The organism is Xanthomonas sp. LF06-19 (assembly GCF_034105425.1).
Lineage (GTDB): Bacteria > Pseudomonadota > Gammaproteobacteria > Xanthomonadales > Xanthomonadaceae > Xanthomonas_A > Xanthomonas_A sontii.
The window spans coordinates 95836-119769 of record NZ_JAXGGH010000002.1 but is presented as its reverse complement, the minus strand read 5'-3'; the positions used below and the strand labels follow the sequence as shown (position 1 = coordinate 119769).

28 protein-coding genes are annotated in these 23934 nt (G+C 68.7%); 15 read left to right on the top strand and 13 right to left on the bottom strand.

Features of this window, described 5'->3' with window-relative positions:
- The first annotated feature begins 70 nt into the window (after positions 1-70).
- The 3 genes from SLW55_RS04510 to SLW55_RS04500 all read left to right on the top strand — a co-directional run bounded on the left by SLW55_RS04510 (position 71) and on the right by SLW55_RS04500 (position 4078).
- On the top strand, positions 71-877 hold the full coding sequence (locus tag SLW55_RS04510; RefSeq protein ID WP_152235745.1) for a class III extradiol ring-cleavage dioxygenase: 807 nt from the start codon (positions 71-73) through the stop codon (positions 875-877).
- A 94-nt stretch (positions 878-971) separates the two neighbouring features.
- The gene (locus tag SLW55_RS04505) at positions 972-2216 is read left to right on the top strand and encodes a putative DNA modification/repair radical SAM protein (protein WP_017914786.1); all 1245 of its coding nucleotides are present in this window, start codon (positions 972-974) and stop codon (positions 2214-2216) included.
- A gap of 419 nt (positions 2217-2635) precedes the next feature.
- On the top strand, positions 2636-4078 hold the full coding sequence (locus SLW55_RS04500) for a UdgX family uracil-DNA binding protein (RefSeq protein WP_267100587.1): 1443 nt from the start codon (positions 2636-2638) through the stop codon (positions 4076-4078).
- 123 nt (positions 4079-4201) lie between these two features.
- Here SLW55_RS04500 and SLW55_RS04495 read toward each other — a convergent pair whose 3' ends face one another.
- From SLW55_RS04495 to SLW55_RS04485, 3 genes are all read right to left on the bottom strand, one after another.
- Positions 4202-4792, bottom strand: coding sequence for a fasciclin domain-containing protein (locus tag SLW55_RS04495; protein ID WP_017911977.1), 591 nt, complete (start codon positions 4790-4792; stop codon positions 4202-4204).
- Between the two features lie 254 nt (positions 4793-5046).
- Entirely contained in the window at positions 5047-5664 is a 618-nt protein-coding gene (locus tag SLW55_RS04490; RefSeq protein ID WP_267085660.1) for a pentapeptide repeat-containing protein, read from the bottom strand.
- 248 nt (positions 5665-5912) lie between these two features.
- Entirely contained in the window at positions 5913-6581 is a 669-nt protein-coding gene (locus tag SLW55_RS04485; protein ID WP_017914793.1) for a class I SAM-dependent methyltransferase, read from the bottom strand.
- 444 nt (positions 6582-7025) lie between these two features.
- On the opposite strand from SLW55_RS04485, the gene SLW55_RS04480 reads away from it, so the two are divergent.
- Together SLW55_RS04480 and SLW55_RS04475 are read left to right on the top strand one after the other, a co-directional pair.
- Positions 7026-7499 carry a hypothetical protein gene (locus tag SLW55_RS04480; protein WP_267124091.1) on the top strand — a complete coding sequence of 158 codons (474 nt, stop codon included), beginning with the start codon at positions 7026-7028 and terminating at the stop codon, positions 7497-7499.
- A 420-nt stretch (positions 7500-7919) separates the two neighbouring features.
- A complete protein-coding gene (locus SLW55_RS04475) occupies positions 7920-9557 on the top strand; it encodes a Na+/H+ antiporter (RefSeq protein WP_017907651.1) in 1638 nt (545 codons plus the stop codon).
- Between the two features lie 196 nt (positions 9558-9753).
- On the opposite strand, the gene SLW55_RS04470 is transcribed toward SLW55_RS04475, so the two are convergent.
- Positions 9754-10233 (bottom strand): Lrp/AsnC family transcriptional regulator, encoded by a 480-nt coding sequence (locus SLW55_RS04470; RefSeq protein WP_320744670.1) that lies wholly within the window; start codon positions 10231-10233, stop codon positions 9754-9756.
- 111 nt (positions 10234-10344) lie between these two features.
- Here SLW55_RS04470 and SLW55_RS04465 point away from each other — a divergent pair, with 111 nt between their 5' ends.
- The 3 genes from SLW55_RS04465 to SLW55_RS04455 all read left to right on the top strand — a co-directional run bounded on the left by SLW55_RS04465 (position 10345) and on the right by SLW55_RS04455 (position 13151).
- Positions 10345-11274, top strand: coding sequence for a DMT family transporter (locus SLW55_RS04465; RefSeq protein WP_267124094.1), 930 nt, complete (start codon positions 10345-10347; stop codon positions 11272-11274).
- Between the two features lie 171 nt (positions 11275-11445).
- Positions 11446-12393, top strand: coding sequence for an ABC transporter ATP-binding protein (locus SLW55_RS04460; protein WP_267124095.1), 948 nt, complete (start codon positions 11446-11448; stop codon positions 12391-12393).
- The gene (locus SLW55_RS04455; RefSeq protein WP_017907655.1) at positions 12390-13151 is read left to right on the top strand and encodes an ABC transporter permease; all 762 of its coding nucleotides are present in this window, start codon (positions 12390-12392) and stop codon (positions 13149-13151) included. The genes SLW55_RS04460 and SLW55_RS04455 overlap by 4 nt, the downstream gene beginning before the upstream one ends.
- A 79-nt stretch (positions 13152-13230) precedes the next feature.
- Here SLW55_RS04455 and SLW55_RS04450 read toward each other — a convergent pair whose 3' ends face one another.
- Positions 13231-13473 (bottom strand): DUF3297 family protein, encoded by a 243-nt coding sequence (locus SLW55_RS04450; protein WP_010343635.1) that lies wholly within the window; start codon positions 13471-13473, stop codon positions 13231-13233.
- 149 nt (positions 13474-13622) lie between these two features.
- Between SLW55_RS04450 and SLW55_RS04445 the strand changes: the two genes are divergently transcribed.
- Positions 13623-14168 carry a hypothetical protein gene (locus SLW55_RS04445; protein WP_267100592.1) on the top strand — a complete coding sequence of 182 codons (546 nt, stop codon included), beginning with the start codon at positions 13623-13625 and terminating at the stop codon, positions 14166-14168.
- A 19-nt stretch (positions 14169-14187) separates the two neighbouring features.
- Here SLW55_RS04445 and SLW55_RS04440 read toward each other — a convergent pair whose 3' ends face one another.
- From SLW55_RS04440 to msrB, 6 genes are all read right to left on the bottom strand, one after another.
- Positions 14188-14472 carry a DUF4031 domain-containing protein gene (locus SLW55_RS04440; protein WP_017915239.1) on the bottom strand — a complete coding sequence of 95 codons (285 nt, stop codon included), beginning with the start codon at positions 14470-14472 and terminating at the stop codon, positions 14188-14190.
- Positions 14473-14480: 8 nt separating this feature from the next.
- A complete protein-coding gene (locus SLW55_RS04435; RefSeq protein ID WP_150411040.1) occupies positions 14481-15005 on the bottom strand; it encodes a hypothetical protein in 525 nt (174 codons plus the stop codon).
- Positions 15006-15132: 127 nt separating this feature from the next.
- Complete coding sequence (gene motB, locus SLW55_RS04430; protein WP_320744669.1) at positions 15133-16329, bottom strand: flagellar motor protein MotB; 1197 nt, start codon at positions 16327-16329, stop codon at positions 15133-15135.
- 7 nt (positions 16330-16336) lie between these two features.
- On the bottom strand, positions 16337-17191 hold the full coding sequence (motA, locus tag SLW55_RS04425; RefSeq protein ID WP_017908926.1) for a flagellar motor stator protein MotA: 855 nt from the start codon (positions 17189-17191) through the stop codon (positions 16337-16339).
- Positions 17192-17305: 114 nt separating this feature from the next.
- On the bottom strand, positions 17306-17677 hold the full coding sequence (locus SLW55_RS04420) for an MliC family protein (RefSeq protein ID WP_152238502.1): 372 nt from the start codon (positions 17675-17677) through the stop codon (positions 17306-17308).
- A gap of 65 nt (positions 17678-17742) precedes the next feature.
- A complete protein-coding gene (gene msrB, locus SLW55_RS04415) occupies positions 17743-18207 on the bottom strand; it encodes a peptide-methionine (R)-S-oxide reductase MsrB (RefSeq protein ID WP_152236528.1) in 465 nt (154 codons plus the stop codon).
- Positions 18208-18345: 138 nt separating this feature from the next.
- Between msrB and SLW55_RS04410 the strand changes: the two genes are divergently transcribed.
- Positions 18346-18795 carry a hypothetical protein gene (locus SLW55_RS04410; protein ID WP_152236537.1) on the top strand — a complete coding sequence of 150 codons (450 nt, stop codon included), beginning with the start codon at positions 18346-18348 and terminating at the stop codon, positions 18793-18795.
- 122 nt (positions 18796-18917) lie between these two features.
- Positions 18918-19298, top strand: coding sequence for a host attachment protein (locus SLW55_RS04405; protein ID WP_017914941.1), 381 nt, complete (start codon positions 18918-18920; stop codon positions 19296-19298).
- Between the two features lie 21 nt (positions 19299-19319).
- Here the strand turns inward: SLW55_RS04405 and SLW55_RS04400 are convergent, their stop codons facing one another.
- A complete protein-coding gene (locus SLW55_RS04400) occupies positions 19320-19799 on the bottom strand; it encodes an Lrp/AsnC ligand binding domain-containing protein (protein ID WP_017908762.1) in 480 nt (159 codons plus the stop codon).
- Positions 19800-19935: 136 nt separating this feature from the next.
- On the opposite strand from SLW55_RS04400, the gene SLW55_RS04395 reads away from it, so the two are divergent.
- Together SLW55_RS04395 and alr are read left to right on the top strand one after the other, a co-directional pair.
- Positions 19936-21243, top strand: a complete 1308-nt coding sequence (locus tag SLW55_RS04395; RefSeq protein WP_320744668.1) for a D-amino acid dehydrogenase — start codon at positions 19936-19938, stop codon at positions 21241-21243.
- Entirely contained in the window at positions 21222-22295 is a 1074-nt protein-coding gene (gene alr, locus SLW55_RS04390; protein ID WP_267092950.1) for an alanine racemase, read from the top strand. Before SLW55_RS04395 ends, alr begins: the two co-directional genes overlap by 22 nt.
- Before the next feature lie 48 nt (positions 22296-22343).
- On the opposite strand, the gene SLW55_RS04385 is transcribed toward alr, so the two are convergent.
- The gene (locus SLW55_RS04385; protein WP_150411046.1) at positions 22344-22916 is read right to left on the bottom strand and encodes a DUF3016 domain-containing protein; all 573 of its coding nucleotides are present in this window, start codon (positions 22914-22916) and stop codon (positions 22344-22346) included.
- A gap of 192 nt (positions 22917-23108) precedes the next feature.
- On the opposite strand from SLW55_RS04385, the gene SLW55_RS04380 reads away from it, so the two are divergent.
- Both SLW55_RS04380 and SLW55_RS04375 read left to right on the top strand, forming a co-directional pair.
- Positions 23109-23579 carry a hypothetical protein gene (locus SLW55_RS04380; RefSeq protein WP_017914945.1) on the top strand — a complete coding sequence of 157 codons (471 nt, stop codon included), beginning with the start codon at positions 23109-23111 and terminating at the stop codon, positions 23577-23579.
- Between the two features lie 49 nt (positions 23580-23628).
- Positions 23629-23847 (top strand): hypothetical protein, encoded by a 219-nt coding sequence (locus SLW55_RS04375; protein ID WP_295927521.1) that lies wholly within the window; start codon positions 23629-23631, stop codon positions 23845-23847.
- Positions 23848-23934: the final 87 nt, after the last annotated feature.

Below are 23934 nucleotides of genomic sequence, written 5' to 3'. Positions count from 1 at the left end.
GGTCGCCTGCACGAACGCCCGGCGCTGGCCGCGCGCGCCACCGTGCCGCCCCCCACTGTGGAGACCTGCCATGGCGCGTTTGCCTTCCCTGTACATCTCGCACGGTTCGCCGATGACCGCGCTGCAGCCCGGCCTGGTCGGCACGCGGCTGGCCGAACTGGCGGCGACGCTGCCGCGGCCGCGCGCCATCGTGCTGGCCTCGGCGCACTGGCTGGGCAGGCGGCCGCTGGTCGGCGCCGCGGCGCAGCCGCAGACCATCCACGACTTCGGCGGATTCCCGCAGGCGCTGTACGCGATGCAGTACCAGGCGCCGGGTGCGCCGGCCGTGGCCCAGCAGGTCGCCGAGCTGTTGGCGCAGGCCGGGCTGGCGCCGGTGCTGGACGAGCGTCGCGGGCTGGACCACGGCGTGTGGGTGCCGCTGTCGCTGCTGTACCCGCAGGCCGACATCCCGGTGGTGCCGCTGTCGATCCAGCCGGAACTCGGGCCGGAGCACCACCTGGCGCTGGGCCGCGCACTGGCGCCGCTGCGCGAGGACGGCGTGCTGGTGATCGGCTCGGGCAGCATCACCCACAACCTGCACGACTTCGGCCGCTACGCCGAGGGCAAGGAAGTGCCCTACGTGCGTCCGTTCATCGAATGGACCGAGCAGGCGTTGCGCCGCGACGACGTGCCGGCGATGCTCGACTACCGCCGGCAGGCGCCGTTCGCCGAGCGCGCGCATCCCACCGACGAGCACTGGCTGCCGATCTATGTGGCGATGGGTGCGGCCGGCGCGGACGGGCTGGGCGCGCAGCGCATCGATGCGGGGATCGACGCCGGCCTGCTGGCGATGGACATCTACCGCTTCGACGGCGCCGCAGCGCGCGTGGCGGCCTGAACGCCAGGAGATCGACCTGAGCGGTTCATCGCGGTGAAGGCCGCAGCGCATCCGCGTCTCACCGTTTGAGACGCGGACCCGGCATCGTCGGCCGGTGAATACCCTCGAAAAACTCGCCGTGCTCGCCGACGCGGCCAAGTACGACGCGTCCTGCGCCTCCAGCGGCGCCGACAAGCGCCATTCGCTGCGCAGCGGCGGCATCGGCAGCACCGAGGGCATGGGTATCTGCCATTCGTACACGCCCGACGGGCGCTGCGTGTCGTTGCTGAAGATCCTGCTGACCAACTTCTGCGTCTTCGACTGCGCGTACTGCGTCAACCGCGTGTCCAGCAACGTGCGCCGCGCGCGCTTCACCCCGGCCGAAGTGGTCAAGCTGACCCTGGATTTCTACAAGCGCAACTACATCGAAGGCCTGTTCCTCTCCAGCGGCATCATCCGCAACAGCGACTACACCATGGAGCAACTGGTGGAAGTGGCGCGGCAACTGCGCGAGGAGCACCGCTTCGCCGGCTACATCCATCTCAAGACCATTCCCGACGCGGCGCCGGAGCTGCTCGCCGCCGCCGGCCGCTACGCCGACCGGCTCAGCATCAACGTGGAGCTGCCGACCGAGCGCGGCCTGGCGCAACTGGCGCCGGAGAAGAACGTCGGCGGTATCCGCGCGGCGATGGGCGAGTTGCGCTGGCGCATCGAGGAGAGCAAGGAAGCACGCAAGGCCGAGGCGCGGGTGCGCGCCAAGCCGCCGCGTTTCGCCCCGGCCGGACAGAGCACGCAGATGATCGTCGGCGCCGACGGCGCGGACGATCGCGCGATCCTGCACACCAGCCACAATCTCTACGGCAACTATCGCCTGCGCCGGGTCTATTACTCCGCGTTCAGTCCGATTCCCGACGCCTCGGCCAAGCTGCCGCTGCTGGCGCCGCCGCTGCAGCGCGAACACCGCCTGTACCAGGCCGACTGGCTGCTGCGGTTCTACGATTTCTCGGTGGAGGAGATCGCCCCGCCTGCGGCCAGCGGCATGCTCGATCTGGACGTGGACCCCAAGCTGGCGTGGGCGCTGCGCAACCCGGAGCGATTCCCGGTGGATCTCAACACCGCCGCGCGCGAACTGTTGTTGCGCGTGCCGGGGCTGGGCACCCGCAACGTCGAGCGCTTGCTGCTGGCGCGGCGGCATGCGCGGCTGCGGGTCGAGGATCTGGCGCGGCTGCGGGTGCCGCTGAAGAAGTTGCTGCCGTTCGTCAGTGTGCTGGACCACCATCCGCGGCAGCGGCTGGACGATCCGCAGCGGCTGCGTGCGCAACTGGCGCCGGCACCGCGGCAGGGGGGCTTGTTTGATTGACGCGGTGGGGTGGGGTGTTGCCATGCTTGCTGCAACGGCAACGGCAACAGCAAAGGCTTTCGCGCCTACGGGCGCGAGTGACTTTTGTCTTGGCAAAAGTCACCAAAACCGCTCCCGCCTGACACGAGCCGGTGCGATACGGCCGCACCGGTCCCCTGCGCTCCTCGCGGCGAGCGGCACGGCGCCCAAACTCGCTTCGCTCAAACAAGGGCGCCTCTTCGGCCGCTCGCCACTCCGGTGCTCGGCTCGCTTTAAGGCGGGAAGTTTTAAAAGCAACATCACGAGCAACAGCAACAGCAACAGCAACAGCAACAGCAACAGCAACATCTGCACGCGCGGCGATGGTTGCGGATGCTGTGTTGGCGGTTGTGTTGCTGTGTTCTGCATTCGTTTCGGTGAGCTGATGCGTGGAGCGGTGCATGTTCCAGGCTGAGGTGGCGCCGCCGTGGAGCCTGGAGGCGTGGCGGGCGGTGGCGCGGGCGGCGTGGTGCGCGCAGGTGGCGCCGGAGACGCTGGCCTGGGACGGCGATGCGCAGGGTGGGCTGCTGGTCGGGACCGACGTCGCGATGTTGCCGGCGCAGGTGCCGCCGCCGCGGGTATCGGCCGAGTTCCTGGCGCTGGCCGGTGCGGTGCTGTGCCATCGCGATCCGCAGCGGCACGCGCTGCTGTACCGCCTGCTGTGGCGCATCGCCGGCGGCGAGCGCGCGCTGCTGCAGCGGGTCACCGATGCCGACGTGCACCGCGCCCAGCAATGGGCGCAGGCGGTGCGCCGCGACAGCCACAAGATGAAGGCGTTCGTGCGCTTCCGCGAGGTGCCGGGCGAGCAGGAGGCCTACATCGCCTGGTTCGAGCCGGAGCACCACATCGTCGATCGGGTGGCGCCGTTCTTCGCGCGGCGCTTCGCCGGGATGCGCTGGGCGATCCTCACTCCGTACCGCAGCGTGCGCTGGGACGGCGAGACGCTGCAGTTCGGCGCCGGCGCCCAGCGCGCCGATGCGCCGGCCGACGATGCGCAGGACACGCTGTGGCGCACCTACTACGCCAACATCTTCAACCCGGCGCGGCTCAATCCGACGATGATGCGCCAGGAGATGCCGCAGAAATACTGGAAGCACCTGCCGGAAGCGCAACTGCTGCCCACGCTGATCCGCGACGCCGGGCAGCGCGTGCGCGAGATGGCCGAGCGCGCGCCCGAGCCGGTGCGGCGGCGCATTCCCGCGCCGGCACCGGCGCCGGTGGTGGCCGCCGACGACAGCCTCGACGCGCTGCGCGCGGCGGCGCGCGACTGCCGCCGCTGTCCGCTGTGGCAGCCGGCCACCCAGACCGTGTTCGGCGAAGGTCCGCAGGATGCCGCGGTGATGGTGGTGGGCGAGCAGCCTGGCGACGAGGAGGACCTGAGCGGGCGTCCCTTCGTCGGCCCGGCCGGGCGCTTGTTCGACCGCGCGTTGCAGGAGCTGGGCGTCGAACGCGCAGGCCTGTACGTCACCAACGCGGTCAAGCATTTTCGTTTCGAGCAGCGCGGCAAGGCGCGGCTGCATCGCAATCCCGAGCGCGCCCATGTCGAGGCCTGCCGGATGTGGCTGGCCGGCGAACTGGCGCGGGTGCGTCCGCGCATCGTGCTGTGCCTGGGCGCGACCGCGGCGCGCGCGGTGCTGGGAAGCGGCTTCAAGCTGATGGCCCAACGTGGGCAATGGCAGGCGCTGGACGACGGCACCCGCGCCCTGGCCACCGTGCATCCGTCGTGGGTGCTGCGCCAGCGCGGCGGCGAGGCGGGCGTGGCCGCCTACCAAGGCTTTGTGGATGACTTGCGTGTGCTGGCAGCGCAGGTGCCGATGCCGCACGCAGGCGGTGCTGGCGACTGACGGTACGTGCGCGTGGTCCGGGCATTGTCGGCGTGGCGCGCGATCGCCGTTGGCTGCATGGACGTGCAAAACGGGGACGGCCGTAGCCGCCCCCGCGATGCCAATGCACCCCCCGACGCGTGCTTACGGCATCAAAACCTTGTCCACCACGTGGATCACGCCATTGCTCTGCATCACGTCGGCGGTGGTGACGTGCGCCGTGTTGCCCTTGCTGTCGGTGAGCGTGACCTTGCCGCCGCGGGTCTTGGCGATCAGCGTTTCGCCCTGCACGGTGGTCAGCTTGGCGCTGCCGCCGCCGGCCTTGATCTGCGCCAGCAGTGCCGCCGCATCGAGCTTGCCGGGGACCACGTGGTAGGTCAGCACCTGGGTCAGCTTTTCCTTGTTCTCCGGCTTGAGCAGCGTGTCGACCGTGCCGGCCGGCAACGCGGCGAAGGCGGCATTGGTCGGTGCGAACACGGTGAACGGGCCGGCGCCCTTCAGCGTGTCCACCAGGCCGGCGGCCTTGACCGCGGCGACCAGGGTGGTGTGATCCTTGGAGTTGACCGCGTTGTCGATGATGTCCTTGGTGGCGTACATCGGCGCGCCGCCGACCATCGGATTCGGCTTGGCTTCGCTCATCGCGGCGTGGTCGTGCATCGCGGCCTGGCTGGGGGCGGCCATGGCGGGCAGGGAGACGAGGCCGGCGAGGGCCAGGGACAGCAAGTGGATCTTCATGGGCTTGCTCCTTGAAAGGGATGCGCGGCCAGTCGGCCGTGCACCTGTCTTTACGCGGCCTGCGCCGCCGCGGTTGCATCACGCCGTCCAGATAATGCTGAACAGAAGAGTTGGCGGGTACCGCCGCTCGCATCCAGGGCGGTTCAGGCGAGTGCCCTGTCGCACGGTGGTGCAGCTCTAAGGTCGGGCAGCGCTGCGGCGAATGGTCTACCCGAGTGCAGGTAGTGCGTCATTGTCGGCCTGCATCGATGAGATCACCGACACTGAGAAGGGATGTCCATATCCTCGAATTGGGCTGCCAATGGCAGAACGCCAGCCTCAAACCTGGCGCCACGCAAGTCGCATTTCTTGAATTTCGCATCGGCAAAGATGCAGTTGATGAATGTCGATGCTCTGAATTCGACTCTGTCAAAGACAGCGCCGGTAAAATCGCAGTCTATGAATTTTACCCGGCGGCCGCCGTACTCCACTCCGCAAGATCCACCGGAAAATCTGGCTTTGACGAAATCGGTTTTTTCGCAGATCGCATCATCCATGTTGATCACAAGCTTGCTTTTTGAAAAGTTGCAGTTTTTTATTTCCGATCTGCACAAAAGGGCTCCGTTCAAGCTGGCACTTTCGAAGCTGACATTCATGAAGGAACTATCGTTCGCACTTCCCGATATTTTCGAGTAAGACAGGTCGGTGTTGCTGATCCTCGATTCGAAGAGATTTGCGGCTTTTAACTGCTCCAGGATGGCAGATGGGCCGATGCTGATGCCGGAAAGATCAGCGTCGCGAATGATCGGTCGTCCAGCCGCGATCGAATCGATGCTGTCGATGATGCTCGCCAGATATTCATGGTTTCGCCATTTGGCGGTTGTGTTTTTCATGGGTGGCCGCCTCGGCGATGAATTGGCGGCATGCTATCTGCCATGCCGTTATGGTTGAGCGCGGCTGCAGCTTCGGACGCGCCGCGACGTCCGCACCCTGAGTGGCTGTCGGGCTCAGGGTCCAGGACCGATGATCGGTGTGTCGGAAATGTTTGTCCTGTTGGTTGGCCGGGATCATCCCGGCGATGCCGTTCTCGGAACGTCGCTTTGCGCTGCCGGCACGCGCTGGAGGGCCAAGGCGCGCCGGCTCAGCGGCGCTGCAGCACATAGCTGTTCTCGAAGCCGTGGGCGCAGCCGAGCACATGGAAGTCGCCGAAGTAGCCGGCGGCGCGCAGCAGGTCCACCGCGGGACCGACCTCCGGCGAGTATTCCCAGTCGCCGTAGTCGTCGAACACCACGAACCCGCCGGAGACCACGCTCGGCCCGTACAGCAGGAAATCCAGCAACACGTTGCGCCCGGTGTGGCCGCCGTCGATGTGCAACAGCGCCACCTTCGGCTCCATGGCGTAGAAATGTTCGGCGCAGAATTCGGAATAGCCGCGGATGAAGCGCGCATTGGGCAGCAACTGCTGCCGATAGTGGTTGAATTCCTCGAACTGATTCGGCAGCGCGAACGGATCCATGCCGATCACCCGGCGCTGGCGGCCAGACACCTCGTTCATCAGCACCAGCGACTTGCCCTTCCACACCCCGATCTCCACCAGATCGCCCGGCACGCCCTCCAGCAGCAGGCACAGATAACCCAGCAGCCGCACATGGTCGTGGAAGGACAGCTCGCGTCGCTCCATCGCGTGCTCGGCCGGCAGGCCGGCCTGGGCTTGGACGAAGTGGTCGCCGATCAGGTCCCAGATCCGCGGAATGCTGCCTTCGGCCGCGTGTTCGTCGATGAAGCGGTTGAGTTCCTGGATGGTGAGCATGCGGTCTCCGGCCGAATGCGCCGGTCCGTCACCGGCGCTGCAGTCGGATAGTAGCTCCAGCGCTGCCCCGGACGCCGCCATTTTGCATATGTCATGCCGGCGAGTGCGCCAAGTGCTGCCGGAGCATCCTGTAGGCGACGCACGCTCATGCCCGGCAGGGCCGTCGCGAGCCGTCGCCGTTCACACTGACTGGCAGCGCGCTCCCCTACGCCGGAAGGGATCAATAGGGTGGGTATTGGCCACAAATCAGGTTTTGCCCGGCATCCCTTCCCTTGGCGACGGTCGATTCTGTGGGTGCGTGGCCTTCGCCAACCGCGATCCGGTCCTAGTCGATCAACTGGAAGCCGCTGGTTTCGCCAGTGCAACGCGATCGGCATCTGCCGTCGACCGGGATGCAAGGACATGCCAAATCAACCGCACGATCACATGTAGAGAGAGGATGACATGAAGTACTACCACTACGGCCCAATGTCGATTCTGAGCAAGGTGAAGCGACTGGGCGGCAGCAAGGGATGGGAGTTCATCGAAAGCGCGCAGGATCAGTCGGAAGGAAAGCCGAAAGCGTGCTATGTCACACGCCTTTCGCCGGCGCAACTTGCCGACAACAGTAACCCGGTGGCGCGGGTGCTGGGCCTGAAGGCGACGCCGGGCGATCGCTGGCTGTGCTTTGAGATGGACTTGCCCGATGCCTGGGAAGAAAAAGGGGCTGCCGTGCTGGTCACGCCCATCAAGGGGGACAGAGGCAAGCAGGGAATCGCCCTGTTTCTTACCAAGCAAAACGGCTACGACGCGAGTATCGATGAAGGCGTGGACCCACGTAGCGACTACATCTATATCAATCGTGCGTACTGCACGCAAATATGGACCATCAGTACTGGCACGGGGAAAGGCAAGGCATTCGAACCCTACAAGCCGTAGTCGATCCGGTTCTGCGCCTGCTCGCTGCGCACGTTTTCGGCACGATGCGTGCGTGCGCGCATTTTGCGGACGCAGGGAGCGATGTGCCGTCGTTCCGCACCTGTGTTGCGTCAGGGAACATGGACGGATCGTGCGCCGCTGGGCGCGATGCAGCCAGCGAGACAATGCGGCCGTGCGGCCACCATCGGTCGGTGACACACCGGGGGCGTCCATATCCGGACGGGATGGACGCTGCTTGGTCTGGGGCGAGCGCTGCTTACCTGGCGCGCCAGGTGGCGGCCACCCGTCCGGGCTGCAACATTGCGACATCAGCGTCCGGCTGCGCCGCACCACTGGACATCGCCGCCGCGGTGCGCTTTGCTTGCAGGCTCCCCCATTCATGGGCGGCGCCGCCGGCGTGGCGCCGCCGTCCGGACGAGCATGCATTCGATCGAAGTGGTCTTGGCGATGTTGCTGGCCGTGGTGGCCAGCGGCTACCTGGTGCGCGTACTGCCGTTTTCGCTGCCGTTGCCGCTGGTGCAGATCGGCCTGGGCGCGATCATCGCCGGCGTGTTCAAGAAGGGTTATGCGCTGGAGCCGGAGCTGTTCTTCCTGCTGTTCCTGCCGCCGCTGCTGTTCCTGGACGGCTGGCGCATCCCCAAGCAGGGCCTGTTCCGCGACAAGGGCGTGATCCTGGAACTGGCGCTGGGCCTGGTGGTGTTCACCGTGATCGGCGCCGGTTTCCTGATCCACTGGATGATCCCGACCATGCCGCTGGCGGTGGCGTTCGCGCTGGCCGCGGTGGTGTCGCCGACCGATCCGATCGCGGTGTCCTCGATCGCCGCGCGCGCGCCGATCCCCAAGCGGCTGATGCACATCCTGGAAGGCGAGTCGCTGCTCAACGACGCCTCCGGCCTGGTCTGCTTCCAGTTCGCGGTGGCCGCGGCGATCACCGGCACGTTCTCGCTGGCCGATGCCTCGCTGACCTTCCTGTGGGTGGCGCTGGTCGGCGTGGCCGCCGGCATTGCGGTGGTGGTCGGCACCAGCCTGGCGCAGCGCTGGGTGTGGCGCCAGGTCGGCGAGGAGCCGGGCGCGGCGATCCTGGTCAACCTGCTGCTGCCGTTCGCCGCCTACCTGCTGGCCGAGGCGATCAACGCCTCGGGCATCCTCGCCGCGGTCGCCGCCGGCATCGCCATGAGCTACGTGGAGCTGAGCGGCCGCGCGCCGGGCAGCATGCGCGTGCAGCGCTCGGCGGTGTGGGACATGGTGCAGTTCACCCTCAACGGCATCATGTTCGTGCTGCTCGGCGAGCAGTTGCCGGGCATCGTGCAGGGCGCCATGCACAACATGGACGAAGCCGGCCACCTGGACCCGTGGTGGCTGCCCGCCTATGCGCTGGCGATCTACGTCGGCCTGCTGCTGCTGCGCTTCCTGTGGGTGTGGCTGTCGCTGCGCTGGACCCTGCTCAAGGCGCGCCGTCGCGGCGAGGACCGGCAGAGCCCGCCGTGGCGGATCGTGGTGGCGACCTCGCTGGCCGGCGTGCGCGGCGCGATCACCCTGGCCGGCGTGCTGACCCTGCCGCTGGCCCTGCCCGGCGGCGCCGCGTTCCCGGCGCGCGACCTGGCGATCTTCCTGGCCAGCGCGGTGATCGTCACCTCGCTGCTGGTCGCCAGCATCGGCCTGCCGCGGTTGCTGCGCGGCCTGGAGTTGCCGGAAGAGCCGACCGATCGCCTGGAGGAAGACCTGGCCCGCCGCGAGTCCTCGCGCGCGGCGCTGGCGGCGGTGGAGAAGCTGCGCCAGCGGCTGGTGCAGGACAGCGAGCACGCCGATCTCTACAACGAGGCCGCCAACCGGGTCAGCGCGCTGTACCAGCGCCATCTCGACCATGGCGAGGCGATGGAGAGCGATCCGGAGGAGGCGCGGCGCCTGGACGCGGTGCTGCGCCAGCTGCGGCACGCCGGCCTGCAGGCCGAACGCCAGGAACTGTTCAAGCTGACCCGCCAGCGCAAGATCTCCGACGAGATCGCCCGGCGGCTGATCCGCAACCTGGATCTGCTGGAGGCGCGGCGCAAGAGTTGATCGACGGCCGGGAATGGGGAGTCGGGAATGGGGATTCGTGAAAGCGGCTTCCTGGCGTCGTTTTGGGCTCGCCGCGATGCCACTTTCGGCGCGCGCCGGTTCACTGCTCGTCGCTTTCTACCCGCCAGGGGCGCACGCCGGCCTGCGCCCCTGGCGCTGTGTGGTCTGTTGCAAGCCGCGTGGCTAGCGCATCGCGCTAGGCGTCCTCGGCCAGCGGCGGCAGCCGTCGCGGCACCGGGGTCGACTTCACGATGGCGGAGTTGGTTTCGGCGCGATCGGAGACTTTTGCCAGGATGCTGTCCAGGTGCGCGATGTTGCGCAGGTACAGCCGGCAGATGAAGCAGTCCTCGCCGGTCACCTTGTCGCACTCGACGAATTCCGGGATGCGCTGCAGCAGTTCCTCCACCAGGTGCAACTGCCCCGGCAGCGGTTTGACCCGCACGATCGCCTGCAAGGTGTAGCCCAGCGCGCGCGGATCGAGCTCGACCGTGAATCCGGCGATCACGCCCTGGTGCTGCAGCCGGCGCACGCGGTCGGCGGTTGCCGGGGCCGACAGGCCGATCTGCCGGGCCAGTTCGCTGGTCGCCATGCGCGCGTCTTGCGCCAATGCAGCCAGGATGGCGCGGTCGATCGCGTCGAGTGGGGCGATGGCGGGAGGGGAAAGGCGGGTTTGCATAGCGGCCTTCCTTTTTTAGGTGAATTCCGTAATTCGCCTAAGTTTAAGCATATATTCGCGGAATTTCGGTTTCTACAATGACGGCTGTTCGCAGCATTGAAAGGAACCGGGATGGCCTCGAACGAGATTCGCCGTGGTGCGGCCGAGATGGTCGTGGCCATGCTCATGTCCGGCACGATCGGCTGGCTGGTGGTGTCGTCGCGGCAGTCGCCGGTCAATGTGGTGTTCTTCCGCTGCCTGTTCGGCGCCGCCACCCTGCTCGTGCTCTGCGCGGCGCTGGGCCTGTTGCGGCGCAAGGCGTTCTCGCCGCGGATGCTGGCGCTGGTGCTGCTCGGCGGGATCGCGATCGTGGGCAACTGGCTGCTGCTGTTCGCCGCCTACGGCCGCGCGTCGATTTCGATGGCCACCGCCGTCTACAACACGCAGCCGTTCATGCTGGTCGGGCTCGGCGCGCTCGTGTTCCGCGAGCGCATCAGCGCCTCGACCGTGGGGTGGCTGGCGGTGGCGTTCGTCGGCCTGGTGGGCGTGGTGCGCATCGCGCCTGCGGTGCTCGCGGTGCCGGGCGAGTACCTGCAGGGCGTCGCCCTGGCGCTCGGTGCCGCGTTTCTGTACGCGGTGTCGTCGATCGTCACCAAGCACCTGAAAGGCACGCCGCCGCATCTGCTCGCGCTGCTGCAACTGGGCATCGGCATCGTGTTGCTGGCGCCGTTCGTGCATTTCGATGCCTTACCTGCCCGTCCCGGCCAGTGGCTGGACCTGGTCGTGCTCGGCGTGGTCAACACCGGGGTGATGTACGTGCTGCTGTACGGCGCCATTCAGGCGCTGCCCACCGCGATGATCGGGGCGCTGTCGTTCATCTATCCGGTGGTGGCGATCGCGGTCGATCGCATCGCCTTCGGGCAGTCGCTGGCGTGGACGCAGGTACTCGGGGCGCTGCTGATCCTGCTGGCGGCGGCCGGGGTCAACTTCGGCTGGCGCGTGCTGCCGTGGCCGCGCCCTGCGCGACCGGCCGTCGTCGACGTCGACACCGGACAAGGCTAACCAGGCGTCGCCACGGCCAAGACGGTCACGTTGCCCTGCGTGTGCAGGCACTGGCCGACGTACTGTCCCGCACGCGGGAGAGTGCTTCCGCCGGATCGGGATTTATCCATCACGAGCCGGCTTCTACCCTGGGGGCCGTTTCCGCAGCCGCCGCGCGCCCAGGGAGTTCCCGTGTCGCCGATCATTTCCGTACAACACCTGACCAAGACCTACGCCGGGGGTTTCCAGGCACTGAAGGGCATCGACTTGGAGATCCATCGCGGCGAGATCTTCGCCCTGCTCGGTCCCAACGGTGCCGGCAAGACCACGCTGATCAGCATCATCTGCGGGCTGGTCAATCCCAGCAGCGGCCGGGTGCTGGCCGATGGCCACGACATCGTGCGCGACTACCGCGCCGCGCGCGGCAAGATCGGCCTGGTGCCGCAGGAACTGGCCACCGATGCGTTCGAGACGGTGTGGGCGACGGTGCGCTTCAGCCGCGGCCTGTTCGGCAAGCCGCGCGACGACGCCCATCTGGAGCGGGTGCTGCGCGAGCTGTCGCTGTGGGACAAGCGCGACAGCCGCATCTCCACCCTGTCCGGCGGCATGAAGCGGCGCGTGCTGATCGCCAAGGCGCTGGCGCACGAGCCGTCCATCCTGTTCCTGGACGAACCCACCGCCGGGGTCGACGTGGAGCTGCGCCACGACATGTGGCAGATGGTGCGGCGCCTGCGCGAGCAGGGCACCACCATCATCCTGACCACGCACTACATCGAGGAAGCCGAGGACATGGCCGACCGCGTGGGCGTGGTCAATCGCGGCGAACTGGTGCTGGTGGAGGACAAGCGCACGCTGATGCGCAAGCTCGGCAAGAAGCAACTGGCGCTGACCCTGCAGGCACCGCTGCACGCGTTGCCGCCGGCGCTGGCGGCGCAGCCATTGGAGCTGTCCGCCGACGGCACGACACTGACCTACACCTACGACGCGCAGGCCGCGCAGACCGGCATCGGCCCGCTGCTGCGGCAACTGGAGGCGCAGGGCGTGGAGATCAAGGATCTGCAGTCCAGCGAGAGTTCGCTGGAGGAGATCTTCGTCAACCTGGTGCGGCCGGCATCGGCCACTGCGGAGGTGCGCGCATGAACCTGCACGCGATCGCCGCGATCTACCGCTTCGAGATGGCGCGCACCTTCCGCACGCTGACCCAGTCCATCGCCTCGCCGGTGCTGTCGACCTCGCTGTACTTCGTGGTGTTCGGCGCGGCGATCGGTTCGCGCATGGGCGCCATCGACGGTATCAGCTATGGCGCCTACATCATCCCCGGGCTGGTGATGCTGTCGCTGCTCAGCGAAAGCATCTCCAACGCCTCCTTCGGCATCTACATGCCGCGCTGGGCCGGCACCATCTACGAGGTGCTGTCGGCGCCGGTGGCGTGGTGGGAGGTGGTGATCGGCTACGTCGGCGCGGCGGCCAGCAAGTCGGTGCTGCTGGGCCTGCTGATCCTGCTCACCGCACGCGCCTTCGTGCCGTACGAGATCGCGCATCCGCTGTGGATGTTCGGCTTCCTGGTGCTGACCGCGCTGACCTTCAGCCTGTTCGGCTTCATCATCGGCGTGTGGGCCGACGGCTTCGAGAAGCTGCAGGTGATCCCGCTGATGGTGATCACGCCGCTGACCTTCCTCGGCGGCAGTTTCTACTCGATCAACATGCTGCCGCCGCTGTGGCAGAAGATCAGCCTGTTCAACCCGGTGGTGTACCTGGTCAGCGGCTTCCGCTGGGCGTTCTACGGCAAGGCCGACGTGCACATCGCGGTCAGCCTGGGCATGACCCTGGCGTTCCTGGCGCTGTGCCTGGGCGTGGTATGGGCGATCTTCCGCAGCGGCTATCGGCTCAAGCCCTGAGGCGGCAGCGGGGGCCGCGGCGTGCGGCCGTGCGTCGCAGCAACATGCCGGCAGGCGCGGCGCCTGCCGGCGGTCGCGATTACTTGGCGTCGAGCCAGAAGGCTTCGACCGTGCCCTTGACCTTCATGGTCATCGGGTTGCCGCGGCGGTCGCGCGCCTTGCCGACCTGGACGCGGATCCAGCCTTCGCTGATCGAGTACTCCTCGACGTTGTCGCGCTCCACGCCGTTGAAGCGGATGCCGACGCCGCGCGACAGCGTCTCGGCATCGTGGAAGGGGCTCTGCGGGCTGACCGCCAGGCGGTCGGGGGGCGTGTCGGACATCGTGGTGGCTTCGCGTGGCGGCGGACAGCGCCGTCTTCCGGGCTGCGAAGGATAAACGCCTGCGGCGCCGTTGCCGAGTTCCGTGCGCTTCCGTCGCCGCGGCGGGCACGGCACACTTGCACCTTCCCTTCCATCCGCCGGCTCACGCCATGCCCGACAACAGCACCGATTACGACGATCCCGACGATCTGCACGACGAGCTCGACGACGATCCGGACACCCAGCAAGGGCTGATCTGGAACCTGCTGCTGCTGATCAATCCCGGCGACGAGGAAAGTGCGCTGCGTCAGTTCAACGCGTTCCGCGAAGCGCGCGCCGAGCACGAGGGCGAAGAGAACGACGGCTGGTTGTGGACGCTGAAGGATGCCATCGACTGGAGTGCCGGCTTCTACGTGGACTGGAAGGACACCGAGTCGCTGATCGGCGCGATCGACGAACTGGCGACGCGCTGGAACCTGCGCATCGATTGGGGCGGCGACGTGGACGACGAGGACTTCCTCGACAGTCATGACGTGCCGGCGCTGCTGAACGTGGCCTACGACCGCCTGCGCGAACACGGCTACACCCTCTGGTGCTGGGACACCGAGGGCGATGCGTACGCCGGGTGGATGGCGCTCAGCCGCGACGACGAGGACATGCGGCGCCTGGCGGCGCTGCTGGACATCGAACTGCGCCCGGGCAGCGATCCGTTCTAGGCGGACGTGGCGCCACCGTTCACGGCGCCTCGCCGCGCGCCTGCGCACGTGCATTGCGGATCAATGCTTTCAGCAGCTCGCGGTCGCTGTGTCGCGAGACCGGCACCGCGCCCAGACGGATCGCGTCGTCGCGCAGGGCGGCGGGCACGTCGTAGTGCGCGCCGCTGAGCTTGTTCTGGAAGGCGCGGCGGGGGATGCCCAGCCGCGCCGCCATGGCGTGCAGTTCGTCCAGCGTGTCGGCGAGCAGGTGGCCCCAGCGCTGGCCGCGCCAGGGATGCACCGCATCGTCGATGTAGACCGCCACGCGCCAGGTCAGGCCGGCTTGTGCGTGCCGTCGGCGTCCGCCGCGGGTTCCGCGGTGGCGCTGCCGTCGGCCTCGGCCGGAGCGGCATCGCCCGTCTCCGCCGCGGCGTCCGCGTCGGCCCCGTCCTCGTCCGCATCCTCTGCCGCGCCATCGCCCGCGGCGAACTCGGCAACCAGCGCGTCCAGGTACTCGGTCGGGGTCTGGCCGGCCTCGGCCGCCAGTGCGTCGATCATCTGCTGCAGCTGCGTGGAGTAGTCCAGGGTGATGGTGTTGCCTTCCTGCTCCTGCAGGTTGGCCAGGTGCTTGAGCATCGCCAGCATCGGCACCGGATTGTCGGCATTGCCCATGGTCTGGCCACCGACCGACAGCAACCACTGGCGACCCTGCAGGCCGATCGCGGCCAGCACGCGGCCGCTCTCGTTCTGCAGCACGGCGTGGTTGGCGATGGGCTGCTCGCGGCCCAGGCGGGCGAAGGGGCGCGGCGACTGCTGCTTCTTGCGCTTGTCGCGCTTGGCTTTGGATTGCTTGGACACGGCGGTCTCGTTGGCGAAGTGGCGGCCATTGTAAGCGCCGCGCCGTGTGCGGTCCCGCCGGGCCGGTGCGGCGCGGTCGTCGCCCGCGCCTGCGCGGCCGCTGGCGGCGCGCGCGGTGGCGCCGCGGTCAGCGCGTGTTGGCCGCTGCCGGGGTCCCGCCGGGGGCGGCGGTGCTCGCCACCGGTGCGCTGCCGTTGATGCTGCGCAAGGCATCGCGCGCGGCGGCGGCCGCGGCTTCCGGCGAGGTCGTGCGCGGCTCGGCGATTTGCACCGAGGCCTTGCCCGACGTCGCGGCCGGCGCCGTCGGGGTAGCGCCGTTGCTGGCGGCAGGCGCCGCCGCGGGCGCGCCCTTGCCGGTGGTCGGCGCGGCGGCCGCGTCCCCCGCCGCGGCGCTCAGGTCAGGCACCTTGGTGTCGGCGTCGGGCTGCACCGTGCCCAGGGCGACGCTGTGATCGCCGTCGGCGGTGGCGGCGTCCTCGGCATCCTTGGTCATCACCACGATGCTGATGCGGCGGTTGATCGGATTGTTCGGCACCTGCTTGTCGAACAGCACCGAGGAGGACAGCCCGACCACGCGCGAGACCTTGTCCTCGCCCATGCCGCCGGCGACCAGTTCGCGGCGCGCGGCGTTGGCGCGGTCCGCGCTCAGTTCCCAGTTGCTGTAGCCGTTCTTGCCGCTGTACTGGGTGACGTCGGTGTGGCCGGTGATGCTGATGTGGTTGGGCACCTGGTTGATGAAGCCGGACAGCTCGTGGAGGATGCCGCGGGTGTAGGGCTTGAGCACCGCGCTGCCGAGGTCGAACATCGGCCGGTTTTCCTTGTCCACGATCTGGATGCGCAGGCCGTCCGGGGTCAGGTCCAGCAGCAGCTGGTCCTTGAACGGTTCCAGCGCCTGGCTCTTGTCGATGGCTTCCTTCAGCTCCTGCATCAGCGTTTCCAGGCGTTGCTTCTCCTTCTCGCGCTGCGTGGTCTTGCTGTCGTCGCCCTTCAGGCTCTTGCTGCCGAACGGATCCTTGTTGTTGCCGCGCTGCATCTCGCCGGCGCCGCCGAGCTTGATCATCGAGGTGCTGGCGCCGCCGGGGCCGGCCATGCCGGGGCTCGGCGCCGGGCTCTTGCCGGCCAGCGGGCTGGGATTGCGGAAGTATTCGGCGATCGCCGCGCGCTGTTCCTTGGTGGTGGCCGCCACCAGCCACAGCACCAGGAAGAACGCCATCATCGCGGTCACGAAGTCGGCATAGGCCACCTTCCACGCGCCGCCGTGGTGGCCGCCGCCCTGGACCTTCTTGACCCGGCGGATGACGACGGTGGATTTGGTCTCGGCCATGACCGCGTTACTTGATCGTCTTCAGATGCGATTCGAAGTCGGCGAAGCTCGGCCGCACGTCGGTCGGCAGGGTCTTGCGCGCGAATTCGAGGGCGATCTTCGGGTTGTAGCCGCGCAGGCAGGCCAGCAGCGCGGTCTTCACCGATTCGAAGATGCGGCTGTCCTGCTCGGCGCGCGCTTCCATCGCCGCCGACAGCGGCGCGACGAAGCCGTAGGCCAGCAGGATGCCGAGGAAGGTGCCGACCAGCGCCGCGCCGACGTGGTGGCCGATCTCTTCGATCGGGCCGCCGATCGAGCCCATGGTGATGACGATGCCCAGCACCGCGGCGACGATGCCGAAACCGGGCAGGCCGTCGGACACCTTGCTCAGCGCATGCGCCGGCGCCATCGCCTCGTGGTGGTGCTTCTCCAGCTCCAGTTCCAGCAGCGGTTCCAGTTCGTGCGGCTCGATGTTGCTGCCGATCATCAGGCGCAGGCAGTCGGTGATGAAGTCGAGCAGGTGGTGGTCGGCCAGCACCTTCGGGTAGTTGCCGAAGATCGCGCTGTCGGCCGGGCGCTCGACGTGGTCTTCCAGGGCCATGAAGCCGTCGCGGCGCGCCTTGTTCAGCAGTTCGTAGATCAGGGTCAGGGTGCTGCGGTAGTCGTCGGCCTTGTACTGCGGGCCCTTGAACACGCCCAGCACGCCGGAGAGCGTCGCCTTGACGATCTTGCCCGGGGTGCTGACCAGGAACGCGCCCAGCGCCGCGCCACCGATGATCATCAGCTCGTAGGGCTGCCACAGCGCGCCGAGTTTGCCGTGCGACAGCACGTAGCCGCCGACCACGCTGATGATGACGACGATGAAGCCAACGATGATGAGCATGGCGGGGCAGCCTGCGGGCCGAAGCGGGGACGCTCTAGATGTCGGCCCCGCCGCGCCATTCTGAAGGTGTGAACTGTGCCGGGTTTTTGGCGGCGGCCGCGCCCGCGCCGGTCTTCAGCCGGTCATGCCGCTGTCGTGGCGGACGCATTTGAGGGTCTCGCCCAGGCCGGCCAGGGTCAGTGTGGCCTGGTCCGGCTGCGACTGCCAGAAGGTATTGCCCAGGGCGTCGGTGTAGCGCGCGCCGGTGGCGCCGCCGGCATCGGTGCGCTGCATGTCCAGGCGGGTGCCGCGCACCTGCAGGGCCAGGCGCTCGCGCGCCGGATCGGCGGCCGCCTGCACCAGTTCCTCGCCGCAGCGCCACTGCATGGGCAGGGCATCGGCCTGCAGGCCGGGCGCGGCGGCCGGTGAGACCGCCGCCGCGGGGGCGGCCTGCGCGGGCGGGGTGGGGCTGCGCTGACAGGCGGCCAGGGCCAGTGGCAGGAGCAAAAGGGGAAGCAACGGAGTTCGACGCATACCGGTGGTCTCCCTGTGGCGGCGCGGCTGCGCCGGAATCAGGCCGGTTCGGTCTCGCCGCCGCTGCGGTGCAGCGGGTTGGGCAGCGCCTGGCCCTGTTCGGTGAACTGCAGCGACACCGAATTCAGGCAGTGGCGCTCGCCGCTCGGCGGCGGGCCGTCCGGAAACACATGGCCGAGATGGCTGTCGCAGCGGGCGCAGACGATCTCGGTGCGGATCATGCCGTGGCTGGTGTCGCGTATCTCGCGCACGTGGTCGGGGTGGTAGGGCGCGAAGAAGCTCGGCCAGCCGGTGCCGGAATCGAACTTGGCGCTGGAGCGGAACAGCGGCAGCCCGCACATCCGGCAGGTGTAGACGCCCTCCAGCTTGTTGTCCAGGAACACGCCGCAGAACGGCGCTTCGGTGCCGTGCTGCAGCAGCACCCGGCGTTCCTCCGCATTCAGTCCGCCGATCAACTGCTCGCGCTCGGCAGCGGTAGGAGGCGTGAGGTCGAATCGGCTCATGGCGGGGCCCGTGGCTGGAGGAGGGGAAAACAACATGAGGGCTGTACGGGGTGGATCAAGCGCGCCGCGCCGCGTCGACGCCGAGTTGGCGATGCGCTAGCGTGGAACGCTCTCTTGCGGCCCGTCGATGGAGCCACCGTGAAGCGCCTGCTGCCCTGCGTTGCCATCGCCCTGCTCGTGCCGGCACTCGCCGCCGCGCAGAGTCTCCAGCCAGTCCCCGGCGCACCGGCCGGCAATCGCGACGCCAACACCCTGCAGTCCGCGCCGCCGCCGGCGCCCTCGGTGGCCAGCCGCCTCGACGAGCGTCCTCCGGCATCGGCCTCCGCTCCCAAGACGACGCCAGCCCCCTCCAACCTGGACGACCGGCCGCAGGGGCAGGCCAAGCGCAAGCACCCGGCCAGCCAGGCGGTGCCGGCGGCCGCCGCGCTCGCCGACCCGTCCGCACGCCGCCCGGTCCGCCTCTACGACCGCCGCGGCCAGCTGGTGCCCGGGGCGATGCAGGTGGGGCCGAACCGCGCGCTGGATACCCGCACCGGCCGTTACTACGACACCGTGCCCAGCGGCGACGGGGTCCGCATCCAGGACTGAGCGCCTGCGCCCCGGCGGCGAACGCGCGGCGAACGCCGCGTGGCCGCCATCCTCACGAATCGGTTCCTAGACTGACGGACCGGCCGCGACTGCCGCGGCGCCATGTTTTCGCAGGAGAACCGATGAGCAAGCTTCCCGACAACACCCTGATCGTCGTCGCCGACCGCACCAGCGCGCGCCTGTTCCGGGTCAATCTGGCCGGCGAGACCGCGCTGCTGGAGCAGACCGAAGTGCTGAACCCGACGCCGATCGAGGGCGTGGAGGACGGCGACCGGCCGATGACCATGGATGAAGCCGGGTTCGTGCGTCAGATCGCCGAGCGCCTGTACCAGGACGCGTTGCGCGGCGATGTCGAGCACCTGATGCTGGTCGCCGACCCGCACACGCTGGGCCAGTTGCGGCCGCTGCTGCACAAGGAGGTCCAGAAGCGGGTGGTGGCCGAACTGGCCAAGAATCACGCCAATTCCTCGCGCGACGACCTCGAGAAGCTGCTGGTCTCCTGACCCGCCCCTCGCGCGGAACGCTCAGTCGGCGATCGGCAGGCTGAGCGTTTCCTTCACTTCCTCCATCACGATGTAGCTCTTGGACTCGCGCACATGCGGCAGGGTCAGCAGGGTGCTGCCCAGCAGCTTGCGGTAGGACGCCATCTCGCTGATGCGGGCCTTGAGCAGGTAATCGAAGTCGCCCGAGACCAGGTGGCACTCGAGCACGTTGGGCAGCTTCAGCGCGGCGCGGCGGAACTCCTCGAAGATGTCGCCAGACTTGTAGGCCAGGCTGATCTCCACGAACACCAGCAGGCTGGCCTTGAGGTAATGCGGGTCCAGCCGTGCGTAGTAGCCGGTGATGGCGCCGTCGCGTTCCAGCCGGCGCACCCGCTCGGTGCACGGGGTAGTGGACAGGCCCACCCGCTCGCCCAGTTCGGTGAAGGAGATGCGCCCTTCCTGCTGCAGGATGCGCAGGATCTTGCGGTCGATCTTGTCCAGTTCGCGGAGGCGTGCGGCCATGCGGGGCGGTCTCAGGGGTTTGGCCTGCCGGGTCGGCAGAAGTCAGGGGAAAATCCTGGGTTCTGCTGCCTATACTGCACCGAACTTCTGCCCTGGCGCCATCCAGCCAGGGAATTGATCCGAACGGAGTAGGCGCATGCGGGTTCTGGTTCTCGGCAGCGGTGTGATCGGCACGGCCACGGCGTGGTATCTGGCCCGCAGCGGCTGCGAGGTGACGGTGGTCGACCGCCAGCCGGCGGCCGGGCTGGAGACCAGTTATGCCAATGCCGGCCAGGTCTCGCCCGGCTACGCCTCGCCGTGGGCGGCGCCCGGGGTGCCGCTGAAGGCGCTGAAATGGCTGTTCCAGCGCCATGCGCCGCTGGCGATCACCCCGACCGCCGATCTGCAGCAGTACCTGTGGCTGGCGCAGATGCTGCGCAACTGCACCGCCGAGCGCTACGCCATCAACAAGGCGCGGATGGTGCGCCTGTCCGAGTACAGCCGCGACTGCCTGGACCAGCTGCGTGCCGAGACCGGCATCGCCTACGAAGGCCGCCAGCTCGGGACCACCCAGTTGTTCCGCACCCAGCAGCAACTGGACGGTGCGGCCAAGGACATCGAGGTGCTGCGCGAGTACGGCGTGCCCTACGAGCTGCTGGACCGTGCCGGCATCGCCCGGGTCGAGCCGGCCCTGGCCAGCGCACCGGCGACCCTGGTCGGCGCGCTGCGCCTGCCCAACGACCAGACCGGCGACTGCCGCCTGTTCACCCAGCGCCTGGCGGCGATGGCCGCCGCGGCCGGCGTGCAGTTCCGCCAGGGCGAGACCATCGAGGCGCTGCAGGCCGATGGCGACTGCATCGATGGCGTGCGCATCGGCGGGCGGGTGGAGCGGGCCGACCGCTACGTGGTCGCGCTGGGCAGCTATTCGCCGGGCCTGCTGGCGCCGCTGGGCATCCGCCTGCCGGTGTACCCGCTGAAGGGCTACTCGCTGACCCTGCCGATCCGCGACGCGGCGCTGGCGCCCACCTCTACCATCCTCGACGAGAGCTACAAGGTGGCAATCACCCGCTTCGACGATCGCATCCGCGTCGGCGGCATGGCCGAACTGGCCGGCTTCGATCTGTCGCGGCCGGCGCGCCGCCGCGCCACCCTGGAGAAGGTGGTCAACGACCTGTACCCGCGCGGCGGCGACCTGGTCGCGGCCGAGTTCTGGACCGGGCTGCGCCCGGCCACCCCGGACGGCACCCCAGTGGTCGGCGCCACCGGCTACCGCAACCTGTTCCTCAATACCGGCCACGGCACGCTGGGCTGGACCATGGCCTGCGGCTCCGGTCGCTACCTGGCCGACCTGATGGTCTCGCGGCAGCCGCAGATCAGCGGCGAGGGCCTGGACATCTTCCGTTATTCCCGCGGTTCCGCCGCGTCCGTCGCCGAGGCCGTCGCGTGCGCCCAGCCCGTGCATTGATCGATCTCGACGCGCTGCGCCACAACTACCGCCTGGCCCGCCGGCTGAGCGGCGGCAAGGCGCTGGCGGTGGTCAAGGCCGATGCCTACGGGCACGGCGCGGTGGCCTGCGCGCGCGCGCTGGACGGCGAGGCCGACGGCTTCGCGGTGGCCTGCATCGAGGAGGCGCTGGAATTGCGCCAGGCCGGCATCGCCGCGCCGATCCTGCTGCTGGAAGGCATCTTCGACGCCGACGAACTGCCGCTGGTCGCCGAACACCGGCTGTGGTGCGCGGTGGCCTCGCCCTGGCAGGTGGAGGCGATCGCCGCCTTCGCCGCACCGCAGCCGCTGTGCCTGTGGCTGAAGCTGGACAGCGGCATGCACCGGCTGGGCCTGGCGCCGGAGGAATTCCGCGCCGCGCACGCGCGCCTGAGCGCGCTGCCGCAGGTCGAGCGGCTGGTGCTGATGAGCCACTTCGCCCGCGCCGACGAACTCGATAGCGCGCGCACCCGCGAGCAGGTGGAGGTGTTCCGTCAGGCCACCGCCGGCCTGGCCGGCGAGACCAGCCTGTGCAACTCGCCAGCCCTGCTCGGCTGGCCGGAGCTGCGCAACGACTGGGGACGGCCGGGACTGATGCTGTACGGCGCCGACCCGTTCGCCGCCGCGGCCGCGCTGCCCGGCGAACTGCGTCCGGTGATGACCCTGCAGTCCAGGATCATCTCCGTGCGCACTATCGCGCCGGGCGAGCCGGTCGGCTACGGCGCGCGCTTCGTCGCGGCGCGTCCGACCCGGGTCGGCGTGGTGGCGATCGGTTATGCCGACGGCTATCCGCAGTTCGCGCCCAACGGCACCCCGGTGCTGATCGACGGCGCGCCCGGCGCACTGATCGGGCGCGTGTCGATGGACATGCTGACCGTGGACCTGACCGACCACCCGCAGGCCGGGCTCGGCAGCGAGGTGCAGTTGTGGGGCGAACAGCCGCGCATCGACGCGCTGGCCGGGCGCTGCAGTTCCAGCGCCTACCGCTTGCTGTGCGGCCTCAAGCGCGCGCCGCGCGTCTATCTCGACGCGTAAGCCAATGGCTGACGGCGCCGGCGCGATACCGGCGCCGCGCGTGCGGCCTCAGCGCTCGGCGACTGCGCTGTCCTTGTTGCGGAACTGGCGGCGCAGCCAGTCGTCGAGCATGCGCTTTTCGTAGCGCAGCGGATCGGTGCTCAGGCCGACCGAGCTGTTGTACAGATAGCTGGGGTCCATCAGTTTCGGCTGGCCCTGCGCGATCACTTGGCCGTCGGCGCCGTACAGGGTGAAGTCGAGGCTGATCCGCGGCGGGTACAGGTCGCGCATCACCCGCACGTCGTTCCAGTTCGGGCCGTGCCACGGCTCGAAGTCGCCGGCGCGCTTGATGTCGGTCAGCTTGATGTCCAAGCGCTGCCCGGGCTGCAGTTGCTTGGCGGCCTGCTTCTGCAGGTAGGCGGCCAGGTCCTGCACCCAGTCGCCGCGTTCGGCTTCCCAGCGGTTGCGGCTCTGCCGCAGTTCGCTGAAGGTGGACGGGTCGGCCCAGCTCACCTGCACCGGGCCGTCGCTGACGAGGCTGCGCGGCGCTTGCGGGTCGGTGACGTTGCGGATCTCGGCGGAGGCGCCGCCCGCCCACAGGCAGGCAAGCGCCAGCGCCGTCCAGGCATAGCGGATCTTCATGGCGGATCTCCAGGAGGCGTGCGTCCAGTGTGTGCCTGTGCCGGCGTGCCCGCAATCGCGGCGAGGCGTGCGGCGACGACCGTTGGCCGCCGATTCATCCGCTCCGGCGTGACGGGCGGCTCACATCGCCTCGCCGCCTGCTTCACGGCGCGCGCGGGAGCATGGCCGCCACTCGAGCACGACGGGGATCGCATGAAGACGCCGCTGTTCCACCAGGCCCACACCGGCAGCGATGTGCGCCTGCAGTTCATCGACTGGGCCAAGCGGCATGGGCACAGCCCGGCCAGCGGTGCGGCCGCGTTCGTCGAGCACCAGGCCAACCTGGACGAGGCGGCGCGGCAGTTGCGCCTCAACCCCGGCGACGACGTGCGCCATCTGCTGCGGCGCTACCTGGTCTCGCTCGGCGAGGCGCAGGACGTGGCCGTGCAGTTCCCGCCCAGCTACCACTACCGCAGTCCGCAGGGGCAGAGCTTCCGCTACACGCTGACCCTGGTGCTGGCCGAAGACGGCGTGGAGTGGAAGGCGCGGGTGTGGACCGGCCTGGAGTACCTGGGCCTGATCGTCGGCCGCGGTGCCGGCCCGCGCGCCAACTACACGCGCCTGGCGCGGATGGCGGTGGAGCACGAGCTCGCCGGTGACGCGCCGCGTTTCACGCTCGGCTGAGCAATTCAGGAACGTTGTGATGTCCGTCGTCAGCGCACCCGAGCGATCCGTGGTTCCCGAAGAATGCCGCCGGCAATGCCGGCAGCTGGGGCCGGCACGCGTGCAGCAGTTGCTGGAATCCTCTTCGCCGCCGCCGTGGCGCGAGGAAGCCGAGCGTTGGCTGGAAGAGCAGGCCTTGCGCAGCGCGCGCCTGACCCAGTGGATGGTGCTCGCCGGCATCGGCCTGTCGTTGCTGGGCATCGTGCTGGTGATCGCGTTCTTCTGGTGACATCGTTCGGGCAGGCGCAGCACAGGCGCTGGCTTGACGGCGGCGGAGTGGCTTAACAAGATGGGGGTTTACGCCTTGCCGCTCCTG